At 44.4% G+C, this 15595-nt stretch carries 14 protein-coding genes; 7 read left to right on the top strand and 7 right to left on the bottom strand.

Annotated features, from left to right (window positions below; translation table 11 throughout):
- Positions 1–2 precede the first annotated feature (2 nt).
- Positions 3–1190: a glycine betaine/L-proline ABC transporter ATP-binding protein ProV gene (gene proV, locus MKS89_RS16040; protein WP_072955054.1), complete on the bottom strand. Its 1188-nt coding sequence runs from the start codon at positions 1188–1190 to the stop codon at positions 3–5.
- A 308-nt stretch (positions 1191–1498) separates the two neighbouring features.
- Between proV and MKS89_RS16045 the strand changes: the two genes are divergently transcribed.
- From MKS89_RS16045 to MKS89_RS16055, 3 genes are all read left to right on the top strand, one after another.
- Positions 1499–2338: a tetratricopeptide repeat protein gene (locus MKS89_RS16045; RefSeq protein WP_072955056.1), complete on the top strand. Its 840-nt coding sequence runs from the start codon at positions 1499–1501 to the stop codon at positions 2336–2338.
- A 151-nt stretch (positions 2339–2489) separates the two neighbouring features.
- Positions 2490–2837, top strand: a complete 348-nt coding sequence (locus MKS89_RS16050; protein ID WP_072954277.1) for a helix-turn-helix domain-containing protein — start codon at positions 2490–2492, stop codon at positions 2835–2837.
- A 111-nt stretch (positions 2838–2948) separates the two neighbouring features.
- Positions 2949–3662 (top strand): carbonic anhydrase, encoded by a 714-nt coding sequence (locus MKS89_RS16055; RefSeq protein ID WP_072954281.1) that lies wholly within the window; start codon positions 2949–2951, stop codon positions 3660–3662.
- A 175-nt stretch (positions 3663–3837) separates the two neighbouring features.
- Here the strand turns inward: MKS89_RS16055 and MKS89_RS16060 are convergent, their stop codons facing one another.
- On the bottom strand, positions 3838–5166 hold the full coding sequence (locus MKS89_RS16060) for an anaerobic C4-dicarboxylate transporter (RefSeq protein ID WP_072954283.1): 1329 nt from the start codon (positions 5164–5166) through the stop codon (positions 3838–3840).
- Positions 5167–5408: 242 nt separating this feature from the next.
- Positions 5409–6239, bottom strand: a complete 831-nt coding sequence (nadE, locus tag MKS89_RS16065; protein WP_072954286.1) for an NAD(+) synthase — start codon at positions 6237–6239, stop codon at positions 5409–5411.
- 210 nt (positions 6240–6449) lie between these two features.
- Here nadE and MKS89_RS16070 point away from each other — a divergent pair, with 210 nt between their 5' ends.
- A complete protein-coding gene (locus MKS89_RS16070) occupies positions 6450–6965 on the top strand; it encodes a nicotinate-nicotinamide nucleotide adenylyltransferase (protein WP_072954288.1) in 516 nt (171 codons plus the stop codon).
- Positions 6966–7300: 335 nt separating this feature from the next.
- Positions 7301–8860, top strand: coding sequence for a DUF3369 domain-containing protein (locus tag MKS89_RS16075; protein ID WP_072954291.1), 1560 nt, complete (start codon positions 7301–7303; stop codon positions 8858–8860).
- 10 nt (positions 8861–8870) lie between these two features.
- Here MKS89_RS16075 and MKS89_RS16080 read toward each other — a convergent pair whose 3' ends face one another.
- Positions 8871–10817 carry a sensor histidine kinase gene (locus MKS89_RS16080; protein WP_072954293.1) on the bottom strand — a complete coding sequence of 649 codons (1947 nt, stop codon included), beginning with the start codon at positions 10815–10817 and terminating at the stop codon, positions 8871–8873.
- Positions 10818–10871: 54 nt separating this feature from the next.
- Positions 10872–12785, bottom strand: coding sequence for a sensor histidine kinase (locus MKS89_RS16085; protein WP_235862537.1), 1914 nt, complete (start codon positions 12783–12785; stop codon positions 10872–10874).
- A gap of 388 nt (positions 12786–13173) precedes the next feature.
- On the opposite strand from MKS89_RS16085, the gene MKS89_RS16090 reads away from it, so the two are divergent.
- Entirely contained in the window at positions 13174–13521 is a 348-nt protein-coding gene (locus tag MKS89_RS16090) for a HopJ type III effector protein (protein ID WP_072954299.1), read from the top strand.
- A 38-nt stretch (positions 13522–13559) separates the two neighbouring features.
- Here MKS89_RS16090 and MKS89_RS16095 read toward each other — a convergent pair whose 3' ends face one another.
- Complete coding sequence (locus MKS89_RS16095; RefSeq protein ID WP_306345703.1) at positions 13560–13907, bottom strand: cysteine-rich CWC family protein; 348 nt, start codon at positions 13905–13907, stop codon at positions 13560–13562.
- 181 nt (positions 13908–14088) lie between these two features.
- Between MKS89_RS16095 and MKS89_RS16100 the strand changes: the two genes are divergently transcribed.
- Positions 14089–14529, top strand: a complete 441-nt coding sequence (locus tag MKS89_RS16100; protein ID WP_021021310.1) for an Lrp/AsnC family transcriptional regulator — start codon at positions 14089–14091, stop codon at positions 14527–14529.
- 12 nt (positions 14530–14541) lie between these two features.
- On the opposite strand, the gene MKS89_RS16105 is transcribed toward MKS89_RS16100, so the two are convergent.
- Positions 14542–15489, bottom strand: a complete 948-nt coding sequence (locus tag MKS89_RS16105; protein WP_072954301.1) for a LysR family transcriptional regulator — start codon at positions 15487–15489, stop codon at positions 14542–14544.
- Between the last annotated feature and the right edge of the window lie 106 nt (positions 15490–15595).

Raw genomic sequence — 15595 nt, forward strand, 5'->3', positions numbered from 1 at the left:
AATTATTCTCTGTCTAAAGTCTGAAGTAATCGGGATTTGCTGATAACACCCAGATAACGGTTATTGTCATCGATGACTGGCAGTGAGTAAGGGACGGTCGCAACTTGACCGATTAATTCGCTGATGGGGGTGTCGGCATGAACATGAATCGTGTTTTGGAGGAGTGCACTGTAGAGTGAATGTTTTTGTTTTTGAGCTTCTTTAAGTGAATCGATGGAGACGACGCCTTCATAGCTATAGCCCCGATCGACAACAATGCCAAACTCCCTGTCATTATCCAGTAGCAGTTGTAGCGCTGCGGCTGGTCCATCATTGTCATGTTTCTTCAGAACTGTGGCGGTTTTTCTCAGGGCGATATCTTTTGCCGTGAAAATATTGGCGACATTCACGCCGCGGAAAAAGGAACTCACATAATCATTGGCGGGATTGTGCAGAATATCATCCGGTGTGCCGACTTGAATGACTTCACCATCTTGCATAATGGCAATTCGATCACCGATACGCATGGCTTCATCCAGATCATGGGAAATAAAAACAATGGTCCGTTTATCATCGTTCTGTAAGCGAATCAGCTCATCCTGCATCTCAGTACGAATGAGCGGGTCGAGTGCTGAAAAAGCTTCATCCATTAACAGGATATCCGGGTCATTGGTTAATGCCCGGGCAAGTCCGACCCGTTGTTTCATTCCTCCGGAAAGTTCATCTGGAAAAGAGTCCCCGTAAGCATCCAGCCCGACTCGTGACAGTGCATTTTGGGCGCGCTCATAGCGGGTTGTTTTATCTATGCCCGCCAGCTCTAAGCCAAATGCAGTATTGTCGATGACTGACATGTGCGGCATCAGTGCAAAATTCTGAAAAACCATTGAAATTTGCTTACGCCGAACTTCACGGAGATCTGACGCGGAGATATGTGCAATATCCCGGCCCTTGAGCAGAACACTGCCTTGTGTTGGTTCGATTAAGCGATTCAATAAGCGGACTAGTGTCGATTTTCCGGAGCCGGAGAGCCCCATGATCACGAAAATTTCGCCTTCCTGAATCGAGAGAGATACATTTTTGACACCGACCGTGAGGCCTGTTTTTTCAAAAATTTGGTCTTTATCCAGCCCCTTTTCCATTAAGGGAAAGGCGGTGTCAACTGACTCCCCGAATATTTTGTAAAGCTGCTTTACTTCTAAGATAGCTTCCATGTCATCATGACCCATATTGTTTAAAATTAACAACTATATATAATGAACTCTAAGCATTAATTGGATTAAAATCAAGCGCTTCTATTTTTTGATATTTTTTTGTAAACATAACTTGTTGATTTTAAACTAATATTTATTTCCTTATTTTTTTCATGCCTTTGCGAAATTATTTGTGTACAAATTAATTATTTTTTATCTACTGTGGATTGTTTCGTGCTGTATTTCATTAGACAATGTGGATGATGCTTGCCGTGTAGAAGATAAGTGATGTGAAGAATAAGGGGTCTGCCGTGTTAAAAATTATACTGATGGTTGGAATCATACTGTCTTTTTTTCTGAGAACTGCCGTTGCAGAACCGGAACAGAAATACTCACAAACTGATATCTTGGATCGTCCGCTTATCGAGCGCTATATTCTTGATGAGCTAAAATCACTTCGACAAGATCAACAAGATCTGGAACGCCGTTTAACTATCCAGATAACGGATCGGGAATTGAGCGTTGCTGATAAATCAATGAATTATGCCAATGTCACGGTTACTTATTTCTTTTATATCATCGCTGCTGCAGCGTCATTGATAGCTTTATTTGGCTGGCATTCATTGAAAGAGGTGAAAACCAACACGCGTGAGTTGGCCGATAAACGCTTAAATAAAATTGCGCAAGATTATGAGAAAAAATTTCTCGCCTTGGAGCGCGATTTGAAGCGCAAAACGCGGATCATCACGGACAATAATCGCGAGATTGAGATTATCAATGAGATTCACAACTTGTGGCTCAGAGCGCAGAGTGTCCAAACACCAGACCAACGGGTGCAAGTTTATGATGAAATTCTGAAAATCCGTCCGGGAGATTTAGAAGCATTGACCTATAAAGCTGATGCTGTGATGGAAATGAAAGAATATCACTGGGCAATGAGCTTATGTAACCGAGTGCTTGAGCTCGATGAAACCAACGGTCCGGCGCTGTATCAACGCGCTTGTGCCTACGCGCGTTTGGGCGCTGAAGAGCAGGCGATTATTGATCTACAGCTCGCCGTCGATCTCAGTCCTTCACTCCGAGAGTTCATTGCTGAAGAGTCAGACTTTGAAGGACTACACGGTCACAAGACGTTTGATAGTTTGCTGACCGCGCCTTCTCAGGAGTAGTGTTGTGAATCAATCATGACGATTGGTTGACACATGACCCATACACATCTGTCATGTTGTCGGGATTTATCGGTATTCGTCGTTGTTGATCGCCATTCGTTGCTGTTAACCATCGGATGGCGAGCAAAACGTTCTGAGAGGAGATCCCTTCATGACATATACACCGGATGATCTTGAGGCACTTTATCATGTTTGGATGTCGCAAAAAGCGAGAATGCATCTGACACAGATGGAAGTGGCTAAACAGTTGGGGCTGACCCAAATTCAACTGTCTAACATTTTGCGGGGGCGTGAGCCTCTGACACAACAATTCGTACAATCTTTTTGTCGATATCTCCATGTCGATCCCTATCAGTTCATGCCCAGCCTGATCAAACAGCAACGAGAAGGACAACAGCAAGTCAAACTCGTCAATCGAGTGATTATCGATGGTGATATTGATTCGGTTTATGTGGATGGCAATCAAGTCGTCATTGAGTACCGAAGTTTGGTGAGATAGACTCAAACACCGACAAGGTATCTTCAGCTTAATCTTTGATTACTCACAAAAATAAGAAATAACCGACCCGTTGTATCGTAATCGTATTTGATATCACGACATGGAGAAACAATGAAAAAAATCATATTGGCAATGTCAGTAGGCGCTTTATTTTCCACCATGACTCAGGCTTCAGAATGGGGATATATTGGTGAAAATGGTCCGAAACACTGGGGACATGTTTCCAAGATCTGTGAAACCGGGAAAAACCAGAGTCCGATTAATCTGACGGATACAGTCACATCAGAACTGAAGCCTTTGGCGGTTGATTACCAAGGGGAAGTGACCTCCCTGACTAACAATGGTCATACGTTGCAGGCGACCGTAACAGGCCACAACACGCTGACCGTTGATGGCAAGCACTTTGAACTGAAGCAATTTCATTTTCATACCCCTTCCGAAAATTTGATTAAGAGTCACCAATATCCTTTGGAAGCTCACTTTGTCAATCAAGACGGTGACGGCAATCTCGCGGTTATCGCTGTGATGTTTGATATCGGGGCTGCTAATCCGGCGTTGGCGCTGTTGGCACAGAAATTACCGGAAAAAGGCGATGCTGTGCCAGTCTCTTTCCCTGTGAAAGATCTATTACCGGCAACGCAGAAATATTATCGTTTCAATGGATCGCTCACCACGCCACCGTGTAGTGAAGGAGTTCGTTGGTTTGTCATGAAACAGGCGAAAACACTCTCGACCCAGCAGGAGAATGAACTGACTTCTGCTATGGGACACAACAATCGCCCCGTTCAGGCACGTAATGCGCGCGTTGTGTTAGATGAGAAATAGATAGACGAAAAATAGCTTAGATGAGACATCATCGGTTCAGGTGATTTCACTTGTTATTCCAGGAATTCACGGTTGAACAGACCAGCGTTTGAAAAGGCAAGCCCCTGATATTCAGGGGCTTGTTGCATGAGGTATGTGCGGGGAAAGTCGAGCCAATCACCTTTAACTTATCATCTTAACCTATCACGACCTGAGCCAGCAGATAACCGACAATACAGCCCGTCACAACGGCAATGAGACCGACTGCCATAAACGAGTGGTTGAAGTACCATTTTCCTATTTTCGTCGTGCCGGAGACGTCAAAGTTGACGGTAGCGATATCCGATGGATAGTTTGGAATAAAGAAATAACCATAAACGGCAGGCATCAGACCAATCAACAGTGCAGGATTCAGCCCCAGCGCCAGTCCGACAGGCAGCATCATCCGAGCGGTTGCGGCTTGAGAATTGACCACGACAGAAACCACGAAGAGCGCCAGCGCGAAGGTCCAAGGATATAACTGAACCATTTCAACAATCCCGGACTTGAACTGAGGCATCGCGTATTTGAAATAAGTGTCTGACATCCAGGCAATCCCAAAGATTGCAATGGCTGCAACCATCCCAGATTTAAAGACCACGCCATCGGGGACATTTTTCGGGTTTGTGCGGGTGACCAGCAGAATGATCCCACCGAAGCAGAGCATCATCATCTGGATGACAACGGCCATACTGATGGGTTTTGCCCCTTCGCTAATGGTTCTGATTTCCGGCACCATCGCAATTAAGACAATACAGAGAATTGAGCCAATAAAGAGTAAAACAGAGTTTCTTGCTTTTGCCGGTAGGGTTTCATTCAGCGTAGTGGCGGTTGTATTTTTAATCTCTTCTTGCCAAACCGGATCTTGCAGACGTGCCTGATACTCAGGATCATCTTGCAGTTCTTTTCCCCGTTTCAGGCTATATAACGACATCGCGAGTGTACCGCAAAGTGTAGCTGGCACGGTGACCATCAGAATAGAGAGGAGTGTGATATTGGCCTGAACGTTGACTAACTGAGCCAGATAATAAACCACAGCCGCTGAAATCGGAGACGCTGTAATCGCTACCTGTGAAGCCACAGAAGCAGCAGCCATCGGACGTTCTGGCCGAATACCATTTTTCAGTGCGACATCACCAATGATTGGCATAATGGAGTAAACAGCATGGCCGGTACCCAGCATAAAGGTCATGGTATAAGTGACAAATGGTGCGATGAGGGTAACGCGTTTGGGATTTTTCCGTAACAGTCGTTCGGCTATCTGTAGCATGTACTTCAATCCGCCAGCGGCTTCAAGAATGGATGCACAGGTGACGACGGCCAAAATGATGAGCATTACCGTAATGGGTGGTGAGGTCGGTGGCATTTTGAAGATAAATACTTCGATAACCAAACCGATGCCAGACACCACGCCCAAGCCGATACCGCCGTATCGAGAGCCAATGTAAAGCATCAATAATAGGAACAGAAACTCTATATACAACATATTGTAAACTCCTATAATAATTCGTTACTTCATCATCATCGATACGGTAAAAAAAATATTGACGATAGTCATATTCACCCACCGTTTTTTCAAAAGTGTTATGTGATCGGAGAGAACTCACATTATGGGATAAAAACGTGACTACGATGCAAATATGATGTGTTGTTTACTAGATGGGAATGTTAATGAATTGTGGAAAATCATGCGATGATTGATCTTCCACAACATTAAGGTGGGGGAGATTAGTCGTAAATTGTCGGAATTGGCTGACGTTTATGTTGAGTGGACTGATAAATTGCGACTAATCGATCAACGACACTCTGCGGGACAGGCTTCCCTTCCAGAAAATCATCAATCTGATCGTAGGTCAGATTCAGCGCTGCTTCATCCGCTTTTTGCGGTGCCAGTTCTTCCAAATCAGCCGTCGGCACTTTATTGACCAGTACATCCGGTGCGCCCAGTGTCGCAGCGACCTGACGAACCTGACGTTTATTTAATCCGAACAATGGGGCGAGGTCACATGCACCATCACCAAACTTAGTATAAAAACCGGTAATATTTTCTGCAGAGTGGTCGGTGCCGAGCACGAGGCCACGCACATAACCGGCAATTTCATATTGGGCAATCATACGGGCACGTGCTTTGACATTACCTTTCACGAAATCCAGTTGCGCATGGTCTTCGGGGAGTAATCCCGTTCCTGCCAGTGCTTGGTGAGACGCAGCGTGAAGCCCGTCAACGCCGGCTTTAATATTCACAGAAACAGCATGGCTCGGCTCAATAAAGGTGATAGAAAGTTGCGCTTCATCTTCATCTTTCTGTTCACCATAGGGCAGTCTGACCGCGATGAATTGATATGGGGTGTCGGGATGTGCCTCATTGAGTTGATTAACCGCCAACTGTGCCAGACGACCACAAGTGGCCGAGTCAATTCCACCGCTGATACCGAGCACCAGAGACTTACAGCCGGATTCAGTCAGTTTGCGTTTAATAAAGTCAATACGACGCTGAATTTCATACTCTGGGTTGATAGTAGGTTGGACACGCATTTCCTCGCGAATAAGCTGTTCCATTTTGAGATTCCTTTTCGTACAAGAATAAACTAATAACAAGAATAAACTAATAACAAGAATAAACTGATAGTATGACACTCAAGCCACCGCGATCGGGAGATATACGGAATCCTATATCTATCTTAAGGTCACTTGGGTATATAGCAACTTTTTAGTATCATACCTATTTCGTTGAATTAGAAAACCGGATAATTGCCAGAAAGGAAGGATATGTTGAAAATCGCTGTATTTGGCAGCGCTTTTAACCCACCAAGCTTGGGTCATAAAAGTGTGATTGATTCACTGAGTCATTTTGATCAAATCTTACTCGTCCCGAGTCTCGCCCATGCATGGGGGAAGAAGATGCTCCCTTACGAGCAACGATGTCGCTTGGTTGATGCTCTGATATCCGATTTAGGCGGTGATAAAATTCAACGTTCTACAATTGAAGAACAGCTCTATTTTCCCGGCAAGCACATTACCACTTATGCGGTATTGACCGCATTACAGAAGATTTATCCGCAGGATGAACTAACGTTTGTTATGGGGCCGGATAATTTGTTTCAATTTGCCCGCTTTTTTCGTGCGAAAGATATCCTCAAGCAATTTAATGTCATGGCCTGTCCGGAAAAAGTACCCGTTCGCAGTACGGATATCCGCCAAGGACTTCATCAAGGCAAGACGATCGATACATTAACGACACCATCTGTTGCTCAATTGATCCATTCACTATCGCTCTATCACTAATTAATGCTTCGATGACATGGGTTGGTCGCTATCTGAGGGACGCTAGATGTCCGACTCAGTGTGCCTTCCTCTGACATCCTCCACACCTACGACTCAACCTGATTTCGGTCGGCTCTCAGAGCTGGACGCATCGGTTTCAAATTCGTGCAACCTGAATTGTAACTTTGTGACCTGTGTAGTGACTGTCCCTGTAATCATAACTATTTGATTTTAAAATATAACCTATATGAAAGGACAATGCTTTTTTGATGTTGTTCCGATAAGTGAGAATAAAACCATTAAGAGTTATGGGGAGTGTGCTAAAACTATATTAGGTCGATGACAAAGAGGTGTTTATGGAATTATTTGCAGATATGCGTTCAGGTTCTTCAGATCATGAAGAAAATAAAGACAGTCACTCATCGACTAATGTTCAAGGTTTAGAACCTTGGAAAGTGTTGCTGGTGGATGATGACGCACAAATGCACCAGATTACAAAACTGGCGCTCAGTAATTTTGTTTTTCAGAAACGCCCTTTGAAATTGATCTCCGCATATTCTGGCAGTGAAGCCCAAGAAGTATTTAAACAAGAAGATGATATTGCACTGGCACTGATAGATGTCGTGATGGAAACGGAACATGCCGGACTGGATTTGGTCCGCTTTATCCGAGAGACCTGTCGTAATCGTATTATCCGGTTGGTCCTACGGACAGGGCAAGCAGGTCAGGCGCCGGAAGAAAAGGTGATTCAAGATTATGAAATTGATGACTACAAAGAAAAAACGGAGCTCACCACCCAGAAGTTAAGGACTTTACTCTATTCGATGCTGAGGGCATATCGGGACTTATGTCTCATTGAAGAACAAAAGGAGGGATTAAGCAGAGTCATTGAAGCCTCAGCCAAGGTCCAAAATACCAGAACATTGAAAACTTATGCGACAACGGTATTGAAACAACTGACCTCTCTCCTCGGGCTCGAAGCCTCTGCTTTTTACTGCATCGTTTATCCTCATGATCGTGAAGACGGAGAGCGGGCCCTGACGCTGGCTGCAACGGGGAAATATGTTTCCTTTTATAAAGAGTGTAGTTTTAGTGTGCTACCGGATTTGGTTGCTCAGCGCTGTCAGGAAGTCTTGAGAAAACGTGCCTCCCAAAATTATGGGGACGCTTATGTTTTCCATACCCGCGATGAACGGGATGTCACGAATCTTCTCTATGTCAATTTGAACGGTGAATTATCAGATATTGATAAACAGTTGTTGGAAATATACATGCAGAACATCTGCATGACATTCGACAACATCAACTTGTTTGTCGATTTGCAGGAAACCTCGGTGGAGCTGGTGTATAACCTCTCGAATGCTGTCGAAGCTCGTAGCAAAGAGACCGGCGCACATGTACAACGCGTATCATTGTATAGTGAACGCTTGGCTCAGTTGTATGGCATGACTGAAGCGCAAGTCAAAATGATCAAACATGCTGCACCGTTACATGATGTCGGTAAAGTGGCTGTGCCTGATTGTATTTTGCATAAGAACGGTAAGTTGGACGATAAAGAATGGACTATCATGCAAAAACATGTGGAGTATGGCGTCGAAATTTTGAGCAAATCAGCTCGTCCGTTGATGGTAATGGCGAAAAACATCGCTGAATATCATCATGAACGATGGGATGGTACCGGTTATCCTCATGGTTTATCCGGAGAAAATATCCCGATTTGTGGCCGAATTACTGCACTGGCAGACGTTTTCGACGCTTTAGGGGCGAAACGGTGTTATAAAGAAAGTTGGACAGATGACGAGATCAAACAGGAAATTTTAGCCCAGCGAGGAAAACAATTTGACCCACAGCTTGTTGACTTGTTTATGGCGCACTGGGATGAATTTATCAACATTCGCAATAGTCTGCCCGATTGAGTCTGAATCGTTATGATACGGTTTCCGGCTCTTGAATCTTTAATTGCCCGGGAAGTTTGAGCCGGTAGTGCAGACCTTGTCCGGGCGTTGATGAAAACTGTAATGTTCCCTGAAGTCGTTGGGTTACCAGATTAAACACTAAACTCAGGCCAAGCCCCGAGCCCCCATGCCCTCTTTGGGTGGTATAGAACGGTTCAAATATTTTTTGATGTAAATCCTCAGGGATGCCGATGCCGTTATCGAGATACTCAAATACAATCGACTCATCCTCCACATAAAAACGAATCACAATTTGCGGTGCAACTGGTGTATTTCTGAATGCATGACGCGTGCTATTTATGATGAGGTTGGCAACCACTTGCGTCAAACTGCCCGGAAAACTATTCATCATGAGGTTTTTATCCCCTTCCAACACCGGGTCAACCGGCACTTTTCTGGTCTCCGGATACATGCTGACGATTAAGGCTTGCAAGACCTGATAGATGTTGAATTGACTTTGGCACTCTGATATTTGATCAACCGCTGTCTGTTTAAAGTTCTGCATTAATTGAGATGCCCGAGTGAGATTACTTTTCAACAGTTTGACACTTGAATTTAATTGTTGGGTGAGTTCCGTAAACTGATGGGTTGTGAGTGTCTGATGATGGAAGCTCTCTTCCAGCATTTTTCTGACATCTTCTGCGATTGATGTCGCCGTGACTGCAATCCCAAGAGGGGTGTTGACTTCATGCGCGACACCGGCAACCAATCCGCCGAGTGCGGTAAATTTTTCTGATTGAATCAGTTGAGTTTGAGCTCGCTTGAGTTGTGTCATATTTTGCGCCAACTCATCGGTGCGTTGCCTGACTTTATATTCCAGCTCTTGATTGAGCTGTTTTAAGGCCAGCTGTCCGGATTTTAGCTCAGAAATATTCAGCGCCGTTCCCCGAAAGCCGAGGAATTCATGCGCGTCGTTATAGCGGGCCAGCGCCTGAAAGACAAACCATTGTCGGATGCCATCCAAAATGATGATGACTTCACACTGTTGGAAACTCTGCTTGTGAGTGAGAAAACAATGTAGCCCCTGTGCTGGTTGTAACGCTTCGATTTGCTTGAAAGGGACAGGATGACGTTCCGATAGATGTAAGGCGTTTAACATGCCTTCCGAGGCATAAATCAGCCGGAGTGAGTCATCCGTTTCCCAGAGCCAGTCAGATGATATGAGTGCAAAATGTCTTGAGCGAGTCCGTTCCAAATGATTGCTCTGGTAAAAAGCCCCGAGGCTTTGGGTTAATTTATTGGTCTCTTTGACCAGCAACGATAACTCATCATCGTGTTGTGTGATAAATGGTGCCTGATAGACTTCAAGTTGCGTCCCCGGGTTTATCGGGTTGTAACGTTGCAGGAAGCGAACAATCGAGTATATCCGTTGATTGATGCTGCGGTGAAAAATAACGAGGATCAGATAACAGACCAATATGGTTTTGAGGGTATTAATCGCTAATGTTGTCAAAAACTTACGAATCAGGGTGTTGTAGATATTTTCGAGGCTCGATTCAACAGTAATGGTGCCGATCAATTTTGTTTCATCACCTACCGGTTCGCGAACAGTCAGTGGGTAAACATGTCGGATCATCCCTGAAGTGAGCGGTTGACCAACGGCGAGGTTGTAATTACCGGATTGAACTTTCAAATAGTCAATATCGGATAAAAGCACCAGATGATCCATTCTCTGCTGCAATCGTGTCAGGTTAAAATCCCACATAAACGAAGCCAGTACATGTGTGTGCACGTCTCGAATTTCTATATGGCGTTTTTCAATATGATCCATATGTTGTGTGTAATCGAAATAGAGCTGAGCCACCGTGGAAATCAATGTAAACACACTACTGAGCAGAATCAGGATGAACATCACACGTCGGCCAAGACGGCTCCGCAACGGGGAAATCAATTCTGTGCTGTATTTACCTGTTGTCATATCCTTGAGACCCTAGCCGACAATTGTTCACCCTGAGAAAGTGTGTGTTGCAAATTAATCCAATGTCTTCGGGAGCTGAATGCGATACTGAACGCCTTGACCCGGCTCTGAGGTAAATTTCAAATGACCTTTCAGTTTTTGGGTGACCAGATTAAAGACCAGATTGAGCCCCAGTCCCGAACCGCCATGACCTCTTTTACTGGTATAGAAGGGCTCAAAAATCTTTTCGTGTAACGAGTGTGGGACACCGATACCATTATCCTGATATTCAAAAATAATATGCTGGCCTTCTGCATAGAATTTGATATGAATTTCCGGTGACGGATGGTCACCTTCAAAAGCATGGACGAGGCTGTTCATAATCAAATTCGAGATAATTTGAGTTAATGTTCCCGGCAAACTCATCATTGTCAGCGCCTCATCCCCTTCAAGTTGTGGTGACACCGGAATCTTGCGGGTTTCTGGATGCATACTGGCAATTAATGCCATCAGCACCTGATGAATATTGAATTCACTATGATTTTCAGACACTTGATCAACAGCGGTCTGTTTGAAGTCCCGAATTAACTTCGATGCCCGGCTTAGATTGCTTTGCAGTAATTCTGAGCTCGATTTCAGTTTTTCCGTTAGTTCAATAAACTGAGTGGACGTTAAAGTTTGATCGCGAAATGCACGTTCAAATTCCGCAGTGACTTCCTCAATGAGCGATGTTGCGGTTACCGCAATCCCCAACGGGGTGTTCACTTCATGGGCGACACCAGCCACCAACCCACCGAGTGCAGCTAATTTTTCCGACTGGATCAGCTGTGCCTGTGCCTGTTTGAGTTGTTTGAGACTCTGTGCCAAATCATGTGTCCGTTCCTGGACGGTGTTCTCTAAACTTTGATTGAATTGTTCTAGCTCAGCTTGTACAGATTTGAGCTCGGTAATATTCAGTGCTGTGCCACGAAAGCCTAAGAATGTATCCTGCTCATTGTCATAGCGCGCCTGTGCCTGAAACATTAGCCACATCTTATGCCCGTTCAAGTCGAGAGCCACTTCACAGTGGTGAAAGTTTTGCTTGCCGTTTAAGGATTGTTGTAACTGAATTGCTGTTTGAAATTGTTCAATTTCATGGAATGCCAAACGATGGTTTTCTTGTAAATTGAGTACTTCCAGCATGGTTTCTGAGCAATACACCAGTTTCAGAGCCGAGTCCGTTTCCCACAGCCAGTCAGACGAGACGTGGGCAAAATCCGCTAAACGCGCCTGTTCGAAGCGAATATTCTGATATAAAATTGTGAGGTTTTTAGTTAACTTATTGGTTTCATTGCATAAAAGAGATAATTCATCATTTTTTTGCGTAATAATCGGATAGTTATAAACGCGTAAGGGGTGGGTTCTGTGCCTGGGATTATATTGTCTCAGGTAGCGGACAATTGCGTAAATACGTTGATTGATACTATGGTGGAAAATAATCAGAATCAGATAGCAGACCAGTGCCGTTTTAATCGTATTGATTGACAGAATGACCAAAAAGTCATGCATCAGCGAGTTATAGATTTGCTGAATATCCGACTCAACGCGAATCGTACCGATTTGTTCTGATTTCCCGGTGATCGGGTCTTGAAAAGTCAGCGGATAAAGATGGCTGACTGCTTGCCCCGTCACTGGTGTTCCTGCACTGATTTTATAGTTGTCAGACTGTATTTCCAAATAATCAATATAAGGCAGATTAATTAGCCCATTAACTCTTTGCTGCAAAATGGTGAGATCAAAATTCCACAGTGATGAAGCCAGCAAGTGGGTGTGAATATTCCGGATTTCGTGATGGCGTCGATCAACGTTACTAAATTGTTTGTTGTAGTCGAAATAGAGCTGCGTTAGGGTCGCTAAAAAAGTGATTGTCCCACTGAGTAGTACCAAAATAAAAATGATTCTTCGTCCCAAGCGGCTTCGCAGTGGGTGAATCGATTTCATCTCTTCCATCTCTTGATCTGCTTCTTGTATCGGCTTTTCAGTCTGTGATCCCATATTTTCAATGCCTTGGTTTCAGTCCGTATCGTCGTCATTTGCAAGGGACATGCTTCTGTCAGAGCGAGCACATCTAAGTTAATTATTGATGACATTAAGTTTTTCTGCTCAATAGTTGCTAAAAAAATCCTCATTCTGTCGGCAAGACTCACAGAAGTCTGGAGAGAAACAGCATTTTCTGTGCCTGAAAGAAGAAACTGATGCCTTCATTTTCATGATCAATCCTCTTTATTTTTGTTAGACTCATTATCGCTTTGTCTGCCTGATGTGGCTGATGAATACATTTTCAACCCGTCAGATTGAGCAGAGCTTCGTGTGAACCGCCTAACTAGAGACCATTTTTATGACATGTAATGAATTACTTGATGTGATCCGTACTGCGCCAGAGCAAGTTGATTTTTCTGGCGTGATGCGTGTGATTGAGGAGCACTATGATTTTATACCGACTCGATTTAGCAATGGTGAGATGATCAACGACGCAGATGAAAACCAAGGCTCATGTAAAATCTTTTCCTTTGCGAAATTACATCAGTTGAGTCCTGAAGAAACGCTGGCTTGTTTTGGGGACTTTTATCGTCAGGATGTTCTACAACACCCTGAAAATCAGGATCATCAGAATATCCGTAACTTTATGCGCACCGGTTGGGCAGGGATTCAGTTTGAAGGGCATGCATTAGCGGCAAAAGCATAATGTCGCACCGAGGGCCGCGGTACGGAGACAAGATTTTGTTATAGCAGCGGCTGTCGGGCAAGGCAGCGACGACACAAGCAGTGGGCTGCCCCCGTTTTCTCTCGGGTTGAAATGTGAAAACACCAACAGTCTGATTCACCGGCATGGACACCACAATAGGTCGGTTCTCCGCATTGCGGGCAAGCATGAGAGGTTGCTGTTCCGCTCAGTCGTTGCATAATTTGTTCTCTTTGTTGATCGGTATAATGGCGCCACTGCCGGATCTCTTCCATCGTTCGGTAGCACCCCGAACAAAGACCATCTTCATTTTTACAGTATCCCACGCACGGAGATTTGATCGCTTTTCCTGACACTTCGACTGACTCATTTTTTGATATGGCAGACACTATAAGAGATCGCCCTGTGATGTTGCAATATTTTGCAGTCGGGTGAGTTTTAGGCAGTCCTTTCGAGTTCACAAAGGTGACTGTCCTTTTAAGAGAATACGATGATGAAGAAACGGGTTTACATTACGACCGCCACCGTTACTATAGCTTGGACGCGGCTCTTAAACACAATGAGTTAAAGATGGATCGATTTGACGAAAAAATATTACAAGAGTTGGTTCGCTTTGGACGAATCTCGAATGTTGAACTTGCTGAGCGGGTTGGGTTATCACCTTCGGCAACGTTAAGAAGAGTCCAGGAGCTGGAACGTAACGGAACGATTAAAGGCTACCGAGCGGTTATTGATAAACATAAGCTAGAGATCGGTTTCGTTGCTTATGTTTCTATTGGGTTGTCTGATCACAGTAAAAATGCTCAATTGGCATTTGAAGCGCATGTACAGTTTGCACCTGAGGTGACAGAGTGTCATAACATCACCGGTGATAATGAGTACTTACTTCGTGTTGAGACGAAAGACTTGCTGGCTTATAAGCGGTTTCATTCCGAAGTATTGGGTGAATGTGCTCAAGTCAATACGATTACCACCATGGTGGTGATGGACTCACCGAAAGATGAACGGTGAATGATCATCAATCTATTCAGGGCTAATATTTTTCTCTGGATAGGGAATTGTATCCTGTATCACGTCTCGACACAGTGAACGAAACCACTGACTACCCGGGTCATCTGTCAGTGCTTTCGGCCAGCAAAGATAATATTTGGGGTCTGGAAAGGAAAAAGGAAGATCTCGAATCGTCAGACCAAATTGATCTTGGAATCGTTCGGCCAGCAGACGACTAGAGCTGAGTAGCAGATCGGTCTGTCCTACGGTTGCCAATGCTGCAAGAAAATAAGGGGTTCGGAAAGAGAATCGTCGCTCTTTGACCTGTTCTTTAAGCGCGTCATTAATGAAGTTTCTAGATGTTCCGCCCATACTGACCAGAATATGGTTATGCGCTATATAGTCATCTAACGTAATGTGAGTTTTACTCGCTAACGGATGATTTCTTGACATAATACAGCCGAATTTCTCTCGCCCAAGTAAGCATCGTTCAAATGAGTTAGGAACCTGAATGTAATTACTAGCGAGCACCACATCAACATGATGTTCTGTTGAGTGGATCAGGCTGGTTTCGGTAATTGTACTGGTTTCGAGCGAGGCATGTGGAGCACTTTGGTAGAACTGAGATGCAATATAAGGTACATAAGCTTGGGCCTGATAATGGGTTGTCTGTAAGCGAAATGAGCGCTCACTTTGGTCCGGAGAAAAAGTTCGGATGGAGTTGAGTCCTGCCATTTGCTCGATCATCTGGCGAATTGGGTATTCTAGCGCTGCAGCTTTTGCTGTCGGAACCATGCCTTTTGAAGTCCTGATGAACAACGGATCGTCAAATGCGTCACGCAAACGTTGTAACAGGCGGCTCATGGCAGACTGACTTAAAAACAGGCGATTGGCTGCTTTACTGACGTTTCGTTCTTCCAGTAGATAGAGTAATCCCATTAATGATTTCATATCTACATGCTGTAATTCTGACGATAACATCTGTTTATCCCACTTTTCGCATAATTGTTAGAAACATTATGCATTGGATTGTTTGGCAAGAGAACCGCATGATATGGGTAGGACGATTTTTTTTCGCAAGGGGATG

The organism is Vibrio gazogenes, assembly GCF_023920225.1.
Lineage (GTDB): Bacteria > Pseudomonadota > Gammaproteobacteria > Enterobacterales > Vibrionaceae > Vibrio > Vibrio gazogenes.